The organism is Lysinibacillus sp. 38-6 (assembly GCF_046245175.1).
Lineage (GTDB): Bacteria > Bacillota > Bacilli > Bacillales_A > Planococcaceae > Lysinibacillus.
Genome location: NZ_CP176417.1, coordinates 4,163,332 through 4,182,436, shown reverse-complemented (window position 1 = coordinate 4,182,436; position 19,105 = coordinate 4,163,332). Strand labels below are relative to the sequence as shown.

The window sequence follows — 19,105 nt, the reverse complement described above, 5'->3', positions numbered from 1 at the left end:
ATTGGTTAATGCATGCCACCTATTTTCTAAAAAACTAAAAAAGATATCCAAGCCCCCTCGCTTGAATATCTTTCTTATTATTCCTCAGTAATCGTTACCCATTCCGAAGACCATTGTTCAATTGCTTTTAGCACAGGTGTGAGGGCATAACCTTTCTGTGTTAGCTCATATTCAATAACGACCGGTGTAGAAGGAATCACGGTGCGTAAAACGATTTCCTCACGCTCTAACTCCTTTAATCGCTCTGTTAACACCCGACTACTAATATTCAACTGTTTTTTAATCGTCGAATAGCGTTGTGGGCCATCCAGTAATTGATAAATAAGCAACGTATTCCAACGATGATTCAATAGCATGAGTGCCTTTTCAAATCGCGGACAAATCGTTTGTTGATTCATTTTACTCCCCTCCTTTATTACTAGTTCCTATTTATGATTATAGCACCTTTTAAAAATCAGTTCTTAAAATCAACACTTAGTTACTTGACAAAAGTTGTTTTTAAAAATAAACTAAGTTACGAAATGTAAGTTCAAGAAAAGGAGTAATTACTTTATGCAAAATATTGGTTCAACAATTTTACGTGTCGTGCTCGGCATCATTTTTGCTGTGCATGGTTTTCAAAAATTCCAAGGGGGCATTAGTTATACCGCGGACTTCTTTACTAGTCTAGGTATACCAGGTTTTATGGCGTATATCGTGGCGGCTATTGAATTAGTGGGCGGAGCTGCTCTTATTTTAGGTTTAGCAACAAGAATTTTTGGCGCTTTACTAACAATGACAATGATTGTTGCTATATTTACAGCAAAGCTAAGCATTGGCTTTATCGGAGCGGACGGATTGGCTGGCTATGAGCTTGATTTAGCATTAGCAGCGATAGCACTATACTTTGCACTTGCTGGGGCATCTCGATTCTCTTTAGACGCCCAACTATTTAATAAAGAATAGAGCGTTATTCAGGCGATTCGTGAACTTTTAGTCGTGATTCGTAGTCTCTTTATGACGATAAAAAAGTGTTAGATTGATAGTAGTCAATCTAACACTTTTCCATTTTACGATTTATTGATAATGCTTTAGCAAAGCCTGTGTCCCATTCTCACCATAGCCTTCTGCGATCAGCTTGTCGTACATTTCATAAGCTAACGCTAGCCCTGGTAAAGAGATACCCATTTTTTTTGATTCATCTAAAGCGATTTTCATATCCTTCACGAAATGTTTAATATAAAATCCTGGTGCAAAATCTTCCTTTATCATCCGTGGCGCTAAATTACTTAAAGACCAGGATCCAGCAGCCCCTGATGAAATGGATTGTAACACAGTAGTTAAATCGAGCCCCGCTTTTAAGCCATATGCAAGTGACTCACAGACACCTATCATGCCTGAAGCAATAACGATTTGATTGCACATTTTGGCATGCTGCCCAGCGCCTGCTTCACCTTGATAAACAATATTTGCGCCAAATTGCTGCAAGACAGGTGTCACACGATTAAAGGTATGTTGGTCACCACCAACCATAATGGACAAAGTACCATTTTGAGCACCGACATCGCCACCCGAAACAGGTGCATCTAATGCTTCAACCCCAACGCTTTGAGCATGAAGATAAATTTTCTTTGCTAAAGTTGGCTCAGATGTCGTCATGTCTATCACAATATCGCCTTTTTTAGCAGTTTGGAATAAACCATTGTCACCGAAGTAAACTTCCTCCACATCTGCTGGATAGCCAACCATCGTAAGCGCTATATCTTTATCTTTAAACGCTTCTGCTGGCGAACTAGCCCAACTAGCTCCTAACGCCACTAATGGCTCCGCTTTCTCTTTTGTACGAGTATATACCGACACCTCATGACCATTTTTCAATAAGTGTTTAATTATACTCGCACCCATTACTCCTGTACCGATAAATGCAATACGTTCTTTCCCCATATGTACGAACTCCTTTACTTAGGCGATTTTTCATCACAATCATTCAATCTTCATTAGGCACTCGGCAGTCTCTGTCTGATAGGCAAACATCAAACTAAGAGGCACCACCATGCACGCCATTTCATTTATGTTTTTAGTGTAGTTGAATCAATTCAATAATTCAAACTATTCTTACTACTTGTACTAAAGTTTCTATGTACAGCATATATACCGAATAAGCAAAAAAAAGAGAGCAGTTGATGGGAATCACTGCTCTAAAAGGGGGAAATGAGAATGTTGCTGTGTTCAAAATAAGTATTCCCCAGAAAATTCATATTTAAACATCTAATCTATAGGTTTTACTCTGAATACTGAAACAAATCTTCCTGATCTTCTTCTTCAAGTGTTGTCTGTCTATAATAAGTATTCATTAACTGATCTAATCTGCGACTCAGTTGAATGGTTTTTGCATTCTGTAACCCGTTTTCCACACCAGAGCGAATCATCATTTCACGAGTTTGTTCCATTTGTTTCAAGAGTAGATTGACCATTCATACAACCCTCCAACATACAAATAATCATACCATTATTATACATTTATATTTCATTTCTTACAGCATTAAGTTCCGACAATGTTCGACAAAATTAACTTCTAGGTATTTCCAAATAAGTGTAGATAATAATCCCGTTTTGCTTTGCTTCACCTCTAAAATGTTTAAATAATGGGTGCTTCACTAATACTTCCCGAAATTCATAAAATTGATCTTTATTAATTTCGATACTTTGTATTTCTCCGTTCTGTAATTGGCTAAGCATTTTTTCATATTGTTCCATGTTTTTCTATTCCCTTCTCTTCCGTTATTTTGTGTATTAAATTATGAATTATTCAAAAAAAGGCTTTACGTTTTCCTTTTTTTCATGCAAACTGTATATTATTAGTCGATGAAGGAGCTGACTGTCTGTGAAAATAGCTGAAGTTGGAAATATTATCGAGTTTAAAGATGGTTTGCAAGGTATTGTTGAAAAAGTAAATGAAAATTCGGTGATCGTTGATCTAACATATATGGAGAATTTTGATTCCCTTGAAATAGAAGAGAAAACGGTCGTCAACCATAAACGTTATAAAATCTTATATGCAAGTGAAGCTTAATAGTCTGAATAGTCCCTTTTTGTCTTAACAGATGATAAGGGACTATTTTTTTGGTAAAATTAAAGTATGGAGGTCGAATTATGCAAACAAATTCGAAACAAACAATAATATTACTCCTTTCTTTATTATTCGTTTATGGCATGCTTGCTTTTACTTTTGCTAACCCAGCTGTTTTTTGGTACTTGTATGCATTCACTTTGCTCGTATGTATAGCGATCGCTATTCTTTCAGGTTCAATTGAAGATCAATTGCCAACTTGGAAATTTCTAATTTTCGGCATTGGATACGGTACAATCACCTACGGCATCATACGTTTTGGTTATTGGCTTGCTCCATATATTCATGATGGACTAATCAGTACAGTGAAAAAGTTTTTAACTGTTTACGGTCCACAAAATATTTGGCACTATATTTTACTTGTATTTATTGTAGCCATTGGTGAAGAGCTGTTTTGGCGTGGCTATGTTCAGCAACAACTGAAGCGCTTTATGCGCCCTGTTTTAGCAGTACTTGTAACAGCCATTTTATGTGCCATTTCGATTGCCTTTAGTGGTTTTAAGCTAGGCATCATCGCAGCGCTCGTAACAAGCCTAATATGGGGCTTTATTTATGAATGGCGAAAAAGTATGCCTTTAGTTATTGTAGCGCATGTCGTTTTTGTTTTATTATTGTTTTTAGTATTACCTTTAACATCATAACAAAAAAAATTGGAAACATTTTATCTTTTATTAGCGTTTAATATAGAAAAGGAGGGCTTTTCATGCAAAAAAAATTATTTTCCATGCTTGCATTATTACTAACAGCTGTTATAGTCGTGGGGTGTAATACCTCTGATAAAACAGAACAATCAGATGTTGAACAACAGGAACCATCAAACTCTCAACAACCATCTGATCATGAAACTGCAGGCGACGACAAGCAAGAAACGCCTACAACAGATGATGCTCAACAAACAGAAGAACAAACTGCACCAAAGCAAGAAGTGCAATATGTACAAAATGGTGTCGACAAAAAAGAGACAGCGTCAGAATCTAAAAGTAAAGAGCAAGGTTATAAATTCCAACAATTACCTGGATTTAAATTAACTCAAGAAGAACCAGGAAAAGATATGTTAGTATCAAATGCTGATGATGAAGTATTTATGCGTATTGAAACAACAACTACTTCTGAAACAAGCTATGATGCAGTGAAAACATCTATGCAAGACTACATGAATGCTGTTGGAAGTCCAGTAGCATTATCACCTGAAGAACTTTCTGCATTTAAAGATATTAAAAATATTGAAGGCTATGTTGTAGACTTTGATACTGAAAAAGTGATCGGCGTAGTTTTTGAAAAAGATGGACTTATTTCAAAATTAACGATTCATGATAATGATGAACAAGACTTAACAGCTGCTATGCTTGCCATGGCTGCCACAATCTCTAAAAAATAACGCGTTATCCTTGAAAGGCTTTAGATTAAATTCTAAAGCCTTTCTTTTATTTTCCAATAAAAACTATAGAGACGTTTGCTAAGTGCTTTAAAACGAATGCTAGCCGTCAAAAATAGCTATACTAATCGTCCATTCTATAAAACAAACACTTTCTTCTTTGAAAATGTTTGTTGACGCATAAAAAAGAGTTGCCTCAAACTCCATTTGAGACAACTCTTTTTAATAAGACAAATCTTTTATCGAAAGCCCTAATTTTTTTAACAATGTAATGGCTTCATCTTTTTCTTCGACGGATAAAGCACTCATTAATTCATGTAAATGTTGTTCATGCTTTGGAAATAGTTCGCCCATAAACGCTTCACCTTCCGCTGTAATTTCTGCATAGGTAACGCGACGATCTGATGGACAGGAAACCCGTAAAAGATAGCCTCTTTTTTCAAGCTTATCAATTACATACGTAATAGACCCACTGGCAAGTAAAATTTTATTACCGATTTGTTGTAATGGTTGTCTGCCTTTATGATAAAGGAGTTCCAAAACCGCAAATTCAGTAGGATTCAAGCCATTCTCCTGAAAAAAATGGTTGGTCATCTCATTAATTGCTTTATGGGCACGGGATAATACAATATATAATTTTAAAGTTTGCTTTAAATCTTCTGACGTCATAGCCTAGTCCTCTCAATTCGCTCTTTATAACTGTCATTATAGCGACTTTTGAAAAGCATTGTCAAAAGCATTCAATAGTAAGTCTATTGAAAGTTCAATTTACGTTACTAAATAAGCAGCATCTTTTGCCGGAACTTCTAATGGGTCCAATTGATTATATGCGTAAACTGGGAACTGCATATGGAAGCATGTCCCCTTCTGTACTTCACTTTGAACACCTATAATTCCTTCATGCTCTTCGATGACCTTTTTCACGAAAGCAAGGCCTAGTCCTGTCCCTGTAGATTTCGTCGTGTAAAAAGGCTGGAATAAATTTTGTATTGTCGTACTATCCATTCCACTGCCTTCATCTTTAATTGTTAATTCTACAATCGTACAGTCAATAACACTCATTTCAACCGTAATGGTACCGCCATTATTCATCGCTTCCATTGCGTTTTTAATAAGGTTCATAAATACTTGCTTTAACCGATTTTCATTGCCACCAATGTAGACTTCCGTAGCTGACGGTATATATTGAATCATAATTTTTTTCATTAACGCATCCGGCAACATAAATTCAATCACTTGTTTCACAATCTGATCTAATTCGATTAACTCTACTTTCATAGTTGTTGGCTTGGACAATACTAAAAGCTCAGATAAAATCTGCTCCATCCGCTGTAATTCACTATCGATAACAGATAAATACATGCGTGATTCTTCATCGGCGTTCAGCTTTAAAAGTTCAGTAAAACCTTTTAAAGACGTTAGCGGATTACGAATCTCATGCGCGATACTTGCGGCCATTTGTCCCACTACATTTAACGCTTCCTGATGCTCCACTTTATGTTGCAACTGCTTCTTCTCTGTTTCGTCATTAATAACTGTGATAATTATATTGTTATATTCATCAAAGACACTGGAGATTTCATAGTAGCACGTTCTACTTACTTGCGTTTCATCCACAACATGAATATTGGCATGCTTTTCACCCATCAACTTAGAAAGATAAGTCGTAATTTGTCCGTTTTTCATTGTAAATGAATCAAATATATGCTGGTGTGCTTTATGAAGTAGTTGTGATTTTTCTATTTTTAAATACATTTCTGCATACTTATTTAAACCAAGTATAATGCCACTCGCATCACTTACAATAACAGCATAAGGTAAATGATCATATGCGCTAAAGGATTGTAATTTTTCCTGCTCCTTGCTCACATACAACTCAATGGCTCTGTCGTTATTGATCGTTGATAAATGTGCGACGATTTCTTCAGTATTTGGATCAAAGAAGCAATTAAAATGCATCATTTCATATTCATTGTTATTATTACGAATGTTAAATATTTCTTCAGATCTTAACTCACACTGTAAGTTTTTCACGAAGTTTGCCCATTTCATATTAGATGGCTCGTCCATTATTAAAAAGCCATTATAAGATAAATTTAGGTTAAACAGATTACTTGCAGCATCATTGCAATTCAAAATTTTTCCTGATTTATTGAGTATAAGTGTTGGTGACGAAGTACTTTTCATAAGATTTCCAAAACATTGATTTATATCATTTTGCTTCAACTTTCTCACCGAACCTTTCAAAAGAGTAAAAAACCTCTCATTCAAATTTTGAGCCTTTACTATACTTTATGACTGTACGATTCTATTATTACAAAATTTAGTAAATTTAAGTATTTAAAATTATTTCACGAACCGTTCACAAAATAAATAGGTCTAAGGAATTATATTGTTTGTCAGCTACTTGACTGTTACAATTAGAAATTGAAAGGAAGATTACTGCATGAATACTATTTTAACTACTTTAAACGCAAAGTATATTCACACAAATTTAGCATTGCGTTATTTAAAATCTGCTGCTTTACCTGAATACAATCCAGTTATTGCAGAATACACAATAAAAGACCCTGCATTTAATATTGTATCAGATTTATTTCAAAAAAACCCCGATATCGTAGGATTCAGTTGCTATATTTGGAATATTGAAGAAACGATACACGTTATCAAAATGTTAAAAACCGTTTGTCCGGATGTTAAAATTTTGCTCGGCGGTCCTGAAGTATCTTACGATGTCCACGATTGGTTACGTCGGATTGAGGAAGTTGATTTCATTGTGATGGGTGAAGGAGAAACTTCATTTAAACAGTTACTACGTCATCTACATGGTGAAATCCCATTAGAAGATGTTCCTGGCATTTGTTACTTAGAAGACGGAAAAGTTCGCATTCACGCACAAGCACCTAAAATTGACTTACGTGAATTACCAAGTCCATTCCGTTTTGAAGAGGATCTGCCACATTTAGGCAAGCGAATCCAATATATTGAGACAAGCCGTGGCTGTCCTTTTAGCTGTCAATTTTGTTTATCTTCTATTGAAGTTGGCGTGCGCTATTTCAATAGAGAAAGTATAAAGGAAGATATTCGTTATCTGATGAATAATGGAGCACGGACGATTAAATTTGTCGATCGTACATTTAATATTAGCCGTAGTTATGCGATGGAAATGTTCCAATTTTTAATAGATGAACATCAGCCAGGTGTTGTCTTCCAATTTGAAATTACAGCCGATATTATGCGTCCTGAAGTCATTCAATTTTTAAACGACAACGCACCAAAAGGGCTTTTCCGCTTTGAAATAGGTGTTCAGTCTACCAACGATTTAACAAATACGCTCGTACAACGCCGTCAAAACTTTGAAAAACTAACACGAACAGTAACTATGGTTAAAGAGGGCGGTAAAATTGATCAGCATTTAGATTTAATTGCCGGTCTACCAGAAGAAGATTATAATAGCTTCCGTCAAACGTTTAATGATGTTTTTGCCATGCGTCCTGAAGAGTTACAGCTAGGGTTTCTAAAATTATTACGAGGCACTGGGCTGCGTTTAGAAGCTAAAAAATTCGGCTATACCTATGTGGATTTAGCTCCATATGAAATCTTCTCAAATAACGTTTTAACCTTTGATGATATCGTCCGCATCAAACATGCAGAAGATGTACTCGAAAAATATTGGAATGACCATCGAATGGATCAAACGATAGAATACTTAGTAACTGAAGTATTTGACACACCGTTTGATTTCTTCCAAAACTTTGGAACGTATTGGGAAACGAAAGGCTGGTCACGTATCGGCCATCAGTTAGAAGATTTGTTCCGACGTTTACTTGAGTTTTTAGAGACAGTAGAAGGTGCCAATTTACAAATTATTCAAAGCCTCATGCAACTTGATTATTTACAGGCACAGCAATTCCAGCCACGTAAATTATGGTGGCAAGAGCGTCCAACAGAAGAACAGCAAAAAGCGCTTTATGCCGCATTACGTGAAAACCCTGAAATGGCAGGGCAAGAATTTGCGGAATTTAATTTAACAGAGAAAGAATTGTTTAAGCATACGCTTATCATTCCGCATTACTTGGATTATCAGAATTTCTCAAATGGCAAAATTGTACAAAAAAGCGGTTATCTTTTAACCTACTTCCGTCACGGTCAAGCACCATACTTTGCAACAATCCCTTCACTTTAATAATAAAGCGCTATTTCCTTAAATTAATTGAAGAAATAGCGCTTCTTTCATTTTTCAAAAGAAAAAACTTGGCTTCATGAAATGTTTTCAATCGGTCCATTCATAAAAATTTACCCTTTTGTAGTGTTAGGAAAGGACTCACAATGATAGCACAAATGAATAGTTCAAATGTCTCTCTCATTTAAGTATCCAAACCTGTAAATAATACCTATAAAACCACATTTTAAATTAGGATATTTTTTTGTAAATTTTCTAAATTTTTAGATATTTTTTATTAAAACTTTTCTTTTATCTGCCATTTGCTTATTTTATGATGTTACGAGCCATCTAAAAATAGATTAAAACTCTATTTGTTTGTTGGTTAGAACAATCAATCTCAAATGATATATTAAATATTAAATACTATATAATAGAAGAAAGTCATTCATGACGGATGCTATAAAGTTCGTCTGACAACTGAAATGAGCAATCCTAATGCTTCACTATCTGTCATGCTGCTTACTCGATCACTGTAATCTATTTTCATAATACCGCGTTTATGCGTCTCTTTTAATAAGTCCTTTAAATCTTGTTTAGCTGTGCTTGTAAGTGTCATATTGTCGTTCTCCTTTTAATTCTTTTTCATTACTGGGTTCACTTTTTTATTTCCTTCAACTATCGAGTGCACCTCAGTTGTACAACATCAACATTGTGGCCATTTTTTTATAACCACACACAGTTTGTTGTACCCGCATCAAAACAACAATAAACATATTTGTTGATTTTTTTTCGAAAAAATAAGCTTCACTTTTCTTACGAATTAAATTTCGAATTGCATCCATACTAACTTTGTTTGAAAAACCAAAGAAAAGAGGATGTACAACTATGGGAATACTAAGTGGGAATCCAAAAGATGAGCCGCTACATTATGGCGAAGTTTTTGGAATATGGACTAATTTAGGCGTTGATTATGGTTTAATTGCAGGCTATCAAACGTTTTATAATCATACTGGTGATGAAGATCTTCGAAAAATAATTGAAGATATTATTCAAGTATTAAGAGATGAAGTAAAACAGCTTGAAAAAATACTCAAAACAAATGGAGTTGGATTACCTCCTGCACCACCTGAGAGACCTGTAGCGAGATTAGAGGACATTCCTCCAGGCGCAAGAGTAAATGACCCTGAAATTAGCGCTGCGCTATCCGCAGATTTAGCCGCTGGATTAGTTGCTTGTAGTCAAGCAATGGGCATGTCGACAAGAGAGGACATCGCCTTGATGTATGGTCAATTCCACATGAATAAAGCCCAACTAGGTGCCAAATTGTTACGCTTAAATAAAAACAAAGGCTGGCTCGTGCCACCACCATTGCACGTTAATTATCCTGAAAAGGATTAAATTAGCATATACACTATAATGAAAAAGTGTTAGATTGAGTTCAATCTAACACTTTTTTCTTTGAATGTTTACCCGATAATAACGCGCTCTTTCGGGTAGTGGTATTTAGATTTTTTACCTCTTCCTCCACCACCAAGTGAATACAGGAAGGAAATTAAACCTACTCGTCCTATGAACATTAAAATGATAATAATGATTTTACCTACTACCGACAAGTCTGAAGTAATCCCTAAAGACATACCGCATGTTCCGAATGCCGATGTAATTTCAAAAATAATTTGTATAAGTGTCGCATGTGGCTCCGTAATAAGGAGGATAATTGTAGCGATTAGCACCATAAAACAAGCGACTAAAATAACGACAAATGCACGGAAGACATCGATTAAATGGATTTCCCGTCCGAATATTTGAATGTCTTCTCTTCCCCTTGCAAAGGTGATTAAAAATAAAATCGCAATGGCGAAAGTCGTCGTTCGAATCCCGCCTCCAACTGAACTTGGAGATGAACCAATAAACATTAGGAAGCTCATGAAAATATCTGTCGCCTCGCTAAAGGAAGTTACATCATATGTTGTCAGTCCCGCTGAGCGTGTCGATACGGAATGGAACATCGCTGAAAAAATCGCCTCATGCCACGGCATGCCTTTAAAGGAGTGGAATGATTCCAGCACTAAAATAACAAGCGCCCCGACGATAAATAAAATCGCATACGTAGTCGTCGTTATTTTTGTAAAAAGGCTAAAACGGAAATTCGCGTGTCGATTCATTAAAAATGTTTTAATTTCCACGAGTACTGGGAAGCCAATTGCCCCTAACACAATTAATACCATTGTTATGAGTTGGACAAAGTAGTCATTATGGAATGGCAATAAACTCATACCGGTAATATCAAAGCCACCATTCGTCGTAGCTGAAACAGATGCAAAGACTCCGTGTATGAGCGCTTCTTTAAATGTATCGAAATAATTCATAAAATGCGCAGTTAAAATAATGGCTCCTGCTAATTCTATGCCGATTAAAATTTTCAATATTTCTCGAATTAATTGAACCACGCCAGATAAATTATATTGATTATGATCAATCATGATCAATTGACGTTCACGCATGCCGATTTTTTTGCCGACAAGCAACCAAACAAAGGTACCAAGCGACATAATACCAATTGCTCCAAGCTGTAAAATAACTAGCACCATCACAAGTCCAAATGTTGTATACGTCTCCGAAATATTAAACGTTGTTAAACCCGTTACACTAACGGCACTTACTGCTGTAAATAAGCTATCTAATAATGAAACGTCAACACCTGCTTGATGGACGCCAGGAAGTCGTAACAATAGGAAGGATATTGCTATTGCTATGAAATAATAAGACACAAGTGCCTGAAACGGTGTAATTAATCTATTTGATGATTTTTTCCAAGGCACCCCATCAGCTCCTTCCATTCATAATGCCAAACTTGATAGATATTAGTATAGAAAAAATCAATAAAAAAAGAAAGGGTCTGTTCTATACAGTATAAAATTAGCAATTGCGAGCTATTTATTCAATAGAAAACAAAAATCCGCAATACTTTTTGCAGAACAAGCAAACGTACAGCGAGCGATGCGGCTCGTGCCTTGCCCACAGAAAGCAATGCGGATCTAGAAATAATCGTTTCGTTATTAATTTTTACAAAGCATTCATCGTTACTTTTCTTGCTTTTTATTGCGTACGCCAACTAAATAACCGACAAAAGCAATACCGACTAACACAATCCAGAAAGTTAATTCCCATGCCGTAGAATGTGGGAATTCTTCAGGTAAAATGCCCACTTTTTCATGAGCTAATGTTAAAACAGCAAGTTTTACCCCTACCCAACCAACAATTAAAAATGCGGCTGTTTCAAGTGAAGGATAGTCGTTTAATACTTTTACAAACCATTGCGCTGCAAAACGCATCATAATGACACCGATAAAGCCGCCTAATAGCATAATTATAAATTGTCCACCATTAATGCCGCCAATATCAAAATTACCTAAGTGTGGAAGTGTCACAGCAATCGCAACCGCAGCAAGCATCGAATCAATCGCAAATGCGATATCGGCTAGCTCAACTTTTAAGACCGTCATCCAAAAGCCTGATCCTTTTTTTACAGTTGCCTCATCACTTTCCTCCTCATCATCTTTCCCTTTTCTCAAATCATAAATATTTTTCGCTGACATAAACAACAGATAGGCTGCCCCAACCGCCTGTATTTGCCAGTAATTAACTAATACCGTAATAACAAAGAGCGCAGAGAATCGGAATATTAATGCTCCAAATAATCCGTAAAAAAGTGCCTTTTTTTGTAGGTCTTGCGGTAAGTGTTTCACCATAACAGCCATAACTACTGCGTTATCTGCTGCTAGTAATCCTTCTAATACAACTAGTACGATGAGTACCCAGCCATATTGTAATAATATTGCTTCCATCCTCTGTTCTTCCTCCTTTAAACTCTGTATACCCAAAATTGCGATCATTTACTAGTAAAATGAAAAAGAAAAGACCCCTGCCTGAAGGAAGGCAAAGGTCTTGCTAAGCAAATTTCTATTTGTCACTTCTCTTAATACAGCTATCGTCTATTGCAAAGTAACACCATTTGCTATCACACCCGATGGTATAAGCCATGTCTTGACGAATGTGAAATCAGATGCATCGCTCGCATCTGCTAGCTACTCCCCTTTAACAAAATGTCCAAGGATATTTCTTTTGTTCGTTTATTATAGCACTATCATTAAAAGCTGACAAAGAAATCCATCATTATTTTATGGAAATATGGTAGTTTTTATCTTCTTTATGCGCTAGATAAAAGTCCACCATCTTTGGCATCGTTTGGATAAAATCAGGACATGTAATATTCCCCTTGTCCAGTATTGCTACCGCTTCTGTCGTATCAAAGACAGCGTTCCATGTTAAATAATCTAACGTTTCTTGCTCGACCCCTAGCTTCTTGCGAATAAACGGCACTTGTAACGATCTTTTTGCTAACGCTAATGGGAAACGACCTTTCGGATAATGATTCGTTATAATTTTTACCATTGAGCGATACACCTCTTGCACAGGATGTGGATTAGGGTCTGTTAAATGCAATGTTTTACCTTCCGCACTTTTGTCATCCATTAGAAAAGTGGCGGCATGTAAAATATAGTCGACTGGCACAACATTTATCGCAGAGCTTGATACCCCTATATATGGGATAAAAGGTAAACATTTTAATTTATCCACCATATTTAAAAAGAAATATGGCCCATCAAATTTAATCGTTTCTCCTGTTTCAGAATGCCCTCGTACAATTCCTGGGCGAATGATGGTAATAGGTACTTCCGATTTTAAATCTTCTACACGAAGCTCTGCCTCAAATTTTGTCTCCTCATAGTAGTTTTTAAAGGCGGGCGGGCGAATCAATTCATTTTCACGTATTATTCCTTCACGTGTCCCCGCAACATACGCTGTACTGAAATACATATAGCGCTGTAAATTTGGTAGCGTACGCACAAAATCATTGACCATCGCCGTTCCATGAACATTGACTTTCCAAGCGATATCGCGCGGGACAGCTAAATCATAAATAGCGGCTAAATGCCAAAACACTTCAATTTGTGGCAGGATATCCCGTATGGCTTCATCAGTCATTCCTAAATTCGGTAGCGTGATATCCCCTTCCACAACCTCTATTTTACAATGTGGATATTCCACTTCAATTTTGCCTTTTTCTATCATCGCTTTTGAGATTTCCCCTGCTAAAACAAGTGCTATAACTTTTTGCGTTTTCTTTTTGCGGAATAGCTCACCTATTAATTGACTTGAAATAAACCCTGGAAAACCTGTGAAAAAATGAACACTCATCTCTATTTCCCCCTTGTACTTAAGGCAATTTTCTCGTTTCTTTATCCATTAAGCTATAAACAGTTGGCACAATATATAATGTCAGCAAAGTCGATGTGATTAGTCCACCAATGACGGCAATGCCCATCGGCTGATTCATCTCCGTCCCTTCACCGATACCGAGTGCAAGGGGTAGCAAGCCTAAAATCGTTGTCAATGCTGTCATTAAAATGGGACGCAGTCGATCTTGTGTAGCAAGTAAAATCGCATCATACGACTTCATGCCCTGCATCTTTTGCTGATTAATATAATCGACAAGGACGATACCATTATTTACAACTATGCCGACTAGCACCAATATACCAATGACAGACGTTACACCGAGTAATGTTTTCGTAGCAAACATCGCAATCGCAACACCAATGATCATAAGTGGCACTGTAAACATAATGACAAAAGGATATTTAAACGACTCAAATTGCGCAGCCATAACGATATAAACAAGGACGACTGCCAAAGCAACAGCTAACAGCATGTCATCAATGGCACTATCATAAAGCTCTCGGTCACCACTAAAGACAACTTGCGTTGTAGCAGGTAAATTCGCTTTTTCAAGCGCTTGATCGACCTCTTTTGAAATTCCACCTAATGATTCCTTCGCTTTATAATCGACAAAAAATGCCACGGCTGCCGCTTGATCGGAACGCCTAATGGATACTGGCCCTTCTTGTACAGAAACGTTCGCAATAGCATCCAGCTTAACGAAAAGTCCTGCTGGCGAACGAAGCTCCATAGCTTTTAAAGATTCGACACTATCGTTAAACGTCTGTCCAAAACCTGTATAGACGGATAACACCGTTCCACCATCGACAATCATTTGTGTCGTCAGTTGCCCCTTCGTCATTTGATTGACTGTTTGAGCAATTTGTGCCGGTACAAAGCCGTAATCCTTCGCTTTTTCACGATCCACCTCTATTTGAATTTCTTGTATCGTTTCATCTAAATCCGTCGTTACATTCGTCACAGCTTGAAGGCTTCTTAATTCTCGCTGTACTTTATCAACTGACGCATGTAAACGTTGTTCATCCGAATCGGTTAAGCGGAATGTCAACGTATTTGGAGACGAACCCGATGAAGTCGAAACATTAAATGTAATAGCAGCTTGCTCCCCTAACGCATCGTTTAAATCTTTTTCAACTTCCTCAACAAACTCAAAAATGGAGCGTTTACGATCTGCTAATGGAACGAGTTTGACATAGATTTCTGCTTGGTTTGCAGTTGTTTGTCCACGCGCTTGCGATTGTTGCGTGCCGCCAATTAAACTAACATAAACATCCACTTTTTGTTCTTCTTTTAAACGCTCTTCAATTGCCGCAACGACTTTTTCTGTTTTTGTTACCGCTGCCCCTTTGTCAAGATTGACACTAATGGAAGCATAACCTTCATCCGTTGCCGGTAAAAATTCTGTTCCAATTCTCGTTAAGCCAAAGAGCGATAAAGCAAAGATAACAACTGCCGACAACAGAACGAAAAGGCGGTGCTTCAACACCCAAACAATAGAAGCGTTGTAGCGCTTATAAAACGATGATGCCTTTCGTACTTCATTAATATTATGCTCTTTCATTTTTAACAAACGACTTGCTAACATCGGCACAACGGTTAAAGCTACTGATAATGATGCAATTAAACTGAAGGAAATCGTCAGTGCAAATTCCGTAAATATTTGCCCAATTAAGCCTTCAATAAACATAACCGGTATGAATACTGCGATCGTTGTCAAGGTAGATGCAGTGATCGCTAGCGCTACTTCTTTTGTACCTTGTCTTGCTGCTTCTATTGGATTTTTCCCAAGTCCTAAATGGCGTTCAACATTTTCAATGACAACGATGGCATTGTCAACGAGCATGCCGATACCTAGCGCCAGTGCACCTAGTGTCATAATATTAAGCGTGAAATTTGCAAAATACATTAATACAAATGTGACGATAACGGAATAAGGTATGGCAATTCCAATTATTATCGGGCTTTTCACACCACGTAAAAAGACAAATAACACAAGCATTGCAAATAAACCGCCTAAAAGTAATGAGGAAGCTATATTGCTAATGGCTAAATCTACATAATTTCCTTGATCTACTAAGATATCTGCGACGATTCCTTGATATTGCTCCTGTGCTAATAAGTCTTTTAGCGATTGTTGAAAGGCTTTGGATACTTCCGCCGTATTGGCGCCAGATTCTTGCAACACGGACATTAACACAGCCGGATGGTCGTTAGCACGCGTTTCTGTTAACGATTTTTGCTCCTCGCGCTCAACGGTCGCCACATCTCCAACCGTAAGAGTTTGACCATCTATCGGATTAACGGACACGATTAAATCTGCAATATCTTGAGGTGTCGTTAAGGTACTGATAATGCGCGTCGTCAACAATTTGCCATCTGTCGTTAACACAGGCTCTCCAGGCAGTGATACATTATTCGCTTGAATAATTTGAATAATATCAGCTTGGGTTAAGCCTTTCGCCTTTAATTTTGAGTCATCCAATAATACTTGTACTTCTTCAACTAACTTACCGGAAACATTAACACTAGCCACGCCTTCTGTACGACGAAGCTCTTTCTCCAATGATTCGGCTAATACACGCACATCCACCTGGTCATTTTCTGCCCGTAAAGAAAGCTGAATAATCGGGAACTGGGACGGGTCGAATTTTAAAAAACTTGGCTTTTGTGCATCGTTCGGCAACGGTGTCATATCAATACGCTGCAAAATATCGAGTTGCACATCTTCCATATTGGTTGTCCAATTAAACTCTAGAACAATTAAGTTAGAGCCTTCCTGTGAGGTCGATTGCAGCTTTTTTATGCCTGGCAAGGTGGCCAATGTCGCCTCTAAAGGTTTCGTGACCTTTTCATTTACTTCCGTTGAGCTTGCGCCAGGATAGGAGGTGACAACGACGCCAATCGGTGGATTTAATTCGGGAATTAACGTAATGGGTATTTTTAATAATGAGACGCCACCTAAAATAATGACAAGTAGCATCGTAACAAGCGTAAAAACGGGCCTTTTAATTGAAAAATCGCTAATGTTCATTTATTGATACTCCTTTTCTTTCTCTTCTTTCCTATGATAGCCGAAAAGGGGAATTTTTTATAAAGTAAAACAAATATTGTGCAATTCAAACAGGGCTACTGGCATCATGACGCTACAGGTGGCTACTCTGCATGCCTGCGGAAAGCGTCCAATCGTAGCGGGACGATGTTTATACACTTCCTTAAATAGTTTTCCCTAATGAAATAACGAATAATTCAATGGAGCGGAAGGCGGCGACTCCTGCGGGAAAGCAAGCGAACCGAGACCCTGGACTGAGCGTAGCGAGGGAAGCGGCTCGGTGCTTGCCCGCGGAAAGCGTCCGCCTGTAGCGGAATGATGTTAGAACGCATAGCCACTAGTCATTTCCTTATATTGTATATATTCTACATCAATCGCTTCTTTTCCTTGTAAAAAAACACGAATCGATAATCTGTCGATTCGTGTTTCTTTTTATAGCAAGCTATATAATTTAATGTTTTCGTTTTTATCTGCGAACCAGCGCATTGCAAATTCATTTTCAAATAAAAATACAAGATTGTCAAAGCGGTCTTTTACAAGCATTGAACGGCTTGAAGACATAGACTCTTTGACGTCTTCCTCATTTTCAATCCAGCGCGCCATTTTTGAACCAATTGGCTCCATTTTTACTTCAACATTGTATTCATTTTTCATGCGGTGCTCAAATACTTCAAATTGTAATTGACCCACTGCACCTAGAATAACTTCTTCTGTATGAAGTGTTTTGTAATATTGAATCGCACCTTCTTGCACTAATTGCAAAATCCCTTTATGGAATTGCTTTGATTTCATGACGTTTTTCGCCGTTACACGCACAAATAGTTCTGGAGTGAACTGTGGTAATTTTTCAAATTGGAACGTTTTCTTGCCACCTACAACCGTGTCACCAATTTGATATGTGCCTGTATCGTATAAACCAATAATATCGCCAGCTACCGCTTCATCCACTGTTTCACGGTCATCCGCAAGAAACTGTGTGGACTGCGTCACTTTGAACGATTTACCTGTACGAGATAATGTCATATTCATACCGCGCTCAAATTTACCTGATACGATACGTACAAAAGCAATACGGTCACGGTGTGCAGGGTTCATGTTGGCTTGAATTTTAAAAATAAAGCCTGAAAACTCCGGATGCTCCACTGGATCAATAAACTGCTCATCTTCTGTAATACGAGGTTGTGGTGTTGGCGCAAATTGTAAATACGTTTCAAGGAATGTTTGGACCCCAAAGTTTGTCAACGCAGAACCGAAGAACACTGGTGTTAATTCGCCACGGCGGATTTTTTCCTCTGAATAGGCATTCCCAGCCTCGTTAAGAAGCATGATGTCATCCATTGCTTGTGAGTAATAAGAAGTCACTTTCATCGGATGGTCAATAGCTAGCTCGCCATTTTCATCGATTGGTAAGAAACGTTCTCCCTCTTCCGTACGGAATTGCTCAATACGTTTGTTATAACGATCATAAATACCAAGAAACTCTTTCCCCATACCAATTGGCCAGTTCATAGGGTAAGCATGAATGCCAAGCACTTCTTCAAGCTCTTCGATTAACTCAAGTGGCTCTTTCCCTTGACGGTCTAATTTGTTGATAAATGTAAAAATCGGGATACCACGCATTTTACAAACTTTAAATAGTTTTAATGTTTGTGCTTCAATCCCTTTTGCGGCATCGACAACCATGACAGCACTATCTACTGCCATTAATGTACGATACGTATCCTCTGAGAAATCTTGGTGTCCTGGTGTGTCCAAAATATTGATGCGTGAACCGCTATAGTCAAACTGCATAACAGAAGATGTTACCGAAATACCACGTTGTTTCTCGATTTCCATCCAGTCAGATGTTGCAAACTTTCCTGATTTCTTCCCTTTTACTGTACCAGCGTCACGAATGGCGCCACCAAAAAGTAAAAGCTTTTCCGTTATCGTCGTTTTCCCAGCATCCGGGTGACTAATAATGGCGAACGTACGTCGTGCTAATATATCTTTTTCTAAATTTGAAGTCATCTCTTCATTCTCCTTTTTCCATACCTACTAATAATAAAAGAAGTCTTGCCTTTCGTACAACCTTTTTACATGAATTCCGCAAAAAGAAAACCT

18 protein-coding genes are annotated in these 19,105 nt (G+C 37.5%); 6 read left to right on the top strand and 12 right to left on the bottom strand.

The window, feature by feature from the left end; translation table 11 throughout:
• Positions 1–77 precede the first annotated feature (77 nt).
• Positions 78–398 (bottom strand): winged helix-turn-helix transcriptional regulator, encoded by a 321-nt coding sequence (locus ACKVEV_RS20940; RefSeq protein WP_409368138.1) that lies wholly within the window; start codon positions 396–398, stop codon positions 78–80.
• A gap of 154 nt (positions 399–552) precedes the next feature.
• Between ACKVEV_RS20940 and ACKVEV_RS20935 the strand changes: the two genes are divergently transcribed.
• Positions 553–945: a DoxX family protein gene (locus ACKVEV_RS20935; protein WP_409368137.1), complete on the top strand. Its 393-nt coding sequence runs from the start codon at positions 553–555 to the stop codon at positions 943–945.
• A gap of 111 nt (positions 946–1,056) precedes the next feature.
• On the opposite strand, the gene ACKVEV_RS20930 is transcribed toward ACKVEV_RS20935, so the two are convergent.
• The 3 genes from ACKVEV_RS20930 to ACKVEV_RS20920 form a co-directional block, all read right to left on the bottom strand.
• On the bottom strand, positions 1,057–1,923 hold the full coding sequence (locus tag ACKVEV_RS20930) for an NAD(P)-dependent oxidoreductase (protein ID WP_409368136.1): 867 nt from the start codon (positions 1,921–1,923) through the stop codon (positions 1,057–1,059).
• A 338-nt stretch (positions 1,924–2,261) separates the two neighbouring features.
• The gene (locus tag ACKVEV_RS20925) at positions 2,262–2,453 is read right to left on the bottom strand and encodes a Spo0E family sporulation regulatory protein-aspartic acid phosphatase (RefSeq protein WP_409368134.1); all 192 of its coding nucleotides are present in this window, start codon (positions 2,451–2,453) and stop codon (positions 2,262–2,264) included.
• A 94-nt stretch (positions 2,454–2,547) separates the two neighbouring features.
• The gene (locus tag ACKVEV_RS20920) at positions 2,548–2,736 is read right to left on the bottom strand and encodes a hypothetical protein (protein WP_409368132.1); all 189 of its coding nucleotides are present in this window, start codon (positions 2,734–2,736) and stop codon (positions 2,548–2,550) included.
• Positions 2,737–2,863: 127 nt separating this feature from the next.
• Here ACKVEV_RS20920 and ACKVEV_RS20915 point away from each other — a divergent pair, with 127 nt between their 5' ends.
• The 3 genes from ACKVEV_RS20915 to ACKVEV_RS20905 all read left to right on the top strand — a co-directional run bounded on the left by ACKVEV_RS20915 (position 2,864) and on the right by ACKVEV_RS20905 (position 4,487).
• Positions 2,864–3,052, top strand: a complete 189-nt coding sequence (locus ACKVEV_RS20915; RefSeq protein WP_402925325.1) for a YkvS family protein — start codon at positions 2,864–2,866, stop codon at positions 3,050–3,052.
• A gap of 80 nt (positions 3,053–3,132) precedes the next feature.
• Positions 3,133–3,750, top strand: coding sequence for a lysostaphin resistance A-like protein (locus ACKVEV_RS20910; protein ID WP_409368131.1), 618 nt, complete (start codon positions 3,133–3,135; stop codon positions 3,748–3,750).
• A 62-nt stretch (positions 3,751–3,812) separates the two neighbouring features.
• Positions 3,813–4,487 carry a hypothetical protein gene (locus ACKVEV_RS20905; RefSeq protein ID WP_409368130.1) on the top strand — a complete coding sequence of 225 codons (675 nt, stop codon included), beginning with the start codon at positions 3,813–3,815 and terminating at the stop codon, positions 4,485–4,487.
• A 219-nt stretch (positions 4,488–4,706) separates the two neighbouring features.
• Here the strand turns inward: ACKVEV_RS20905 and ACKVEV_RS20900 are convergent, their stop codons facing one another.
• Positions 4,707–5,153 carry a MarR family winged helix-turn-helix transcriptional regulator gene (locus tag ACKVEV_RS20900; protein WP_402925334.1) on the bottom strand — a complete coding sequence of 149 codons (447 nt, stop codon included), beginning with the start codon at positions 5,151–5,153 and terminating at the stop codon, positions 4,707–4,709.
• Positions 5,154–5,252: 99 nt separating this feature from the next.
• Positions 5,253–6,620, bottom strand: coding sequence for an ATP-binding protein (locus tag ACKVEV_RS20895; RefSeq protein ID WP_409368129.1), 1,368 nt, complete (start codon positions 6,618–6,620; stop codon positions 5,253–5,255).
• 310 nt (positions 6,621–6,930) lie between these two features.
• Between ACKVEV_RS20895 and ACKVEV_RS20890 the strand changes: the two genes are divergently transcribed.
• Complete coding sequence (locus ACKVEV_RS20890; RefSeq protein ID WP_409368128.1) at positions 6,931–8,670, top strand: B12-binding domain-containing radical SAM protein; 1,740 nt, start codon at positions 6,931–6,933, stop codon at positions 8,668–8,670.
• A 436-nt stretch (positions 8,671–9,106) separates the two neighbouring features.
• Here ACKVEV_RS20890 and ACKVEV_RS20885 read toward each other — a convergent pair whose 3' ends face one another.
• Positions 9,107–9,265, bottom strand: a complete 159-nt coding sequence (locus ACKVEV_RS20885; protein ID WP_409368127.1) for a hypothetical protein — start codon at positions 9,263–9,265, stop codon at positions 9,107–9,109.
• A gap of 269 nt (positions 9,266–9,534) precedes the next feature.
• Here ACKVEV_RS20885 and ACKVEV_RS20880 point away from each other — a divergent pair, with 269 nt between their 5' ends.
• Complete coding sequence (locus ACKVEV_RS20880) at positions 9,535–10,047, top strand: DUF3231 family protein (protein WP_409368126.1); 513 nt, start codon at positions 9,535–9,537, stop codon at positions 10,045–10,047.
• A 68-nt stretch (positions 10,048–10,115) separates the two neighbouring features.
• On the opposite strand, the gene ACKVEV_RS20875 is transcribed toward ACKVEV_RS20880, so the two are convergent.
• The 5 genes from ACKVEV_RS20875 to ACKVEV_RS20855 form a co-directional block, all read right to left on the bottom strand.
• On the bottom strand, positions 10,116–11,471 hold the full coding sequence (locus tag ACKVEV_RS20875) for a TrkH family potassium uptake protein (RefSeq protein ID WP_409368125.1): 1,356 nt from the start codon (positions 11,469–11,471) through the stop codon (positions 10,116–10,118).
• Positions 11,472–11,732: 261 nt separating this feature from the next.
• A complete protein-coding gene (locus ACKVEV_RS20870) occupies positions 11,733–12,497 on the bottom strand; it encodes a TerC family protein (RefSeq protein WP_409368124.1) in 765 nt (254 codons plus the stop codon).
• Positions 12,498–12,825: 328 nt separating this feature from the next.
• A complete protein-coding gene (locus tag ACKVEV_RS20865; protein ID WP_409368123.1) occupies positions 12,826–13,911 on the bottom strand; it encodes an SDR family oxidoreductase in 1,086 nt (361 codons plus the stop codon).
• 19 nt (positions 13,912–13,930) lie between these two features.
• The gene (locus tag ACKVEV_RS20860) at positions 13,931–16,984 is read right to left on the bottom strand and encodes an efflux RND transporter permease subunit (protein WP_409368122.1); all 3,054 of its coding nucleotides are present in this window, start codon (positions 16,982–16,984) and stop codon (positions 13,931–13,933) included.
• Positions 16,985–17,434: 450 nt separating this feature from the next.
• A complete protein-coding gene (locus ACKVEV_RS20855) occupies positions 17,435–19,012 on the bottom strand; it encodes a peptide chain release factor 3 (protein ID WP_409368121.1) in 1,578 nt (525 codons plus the stop codon).
• Positions 19,013–19,105: the final 93 nt, after the last annotated feature.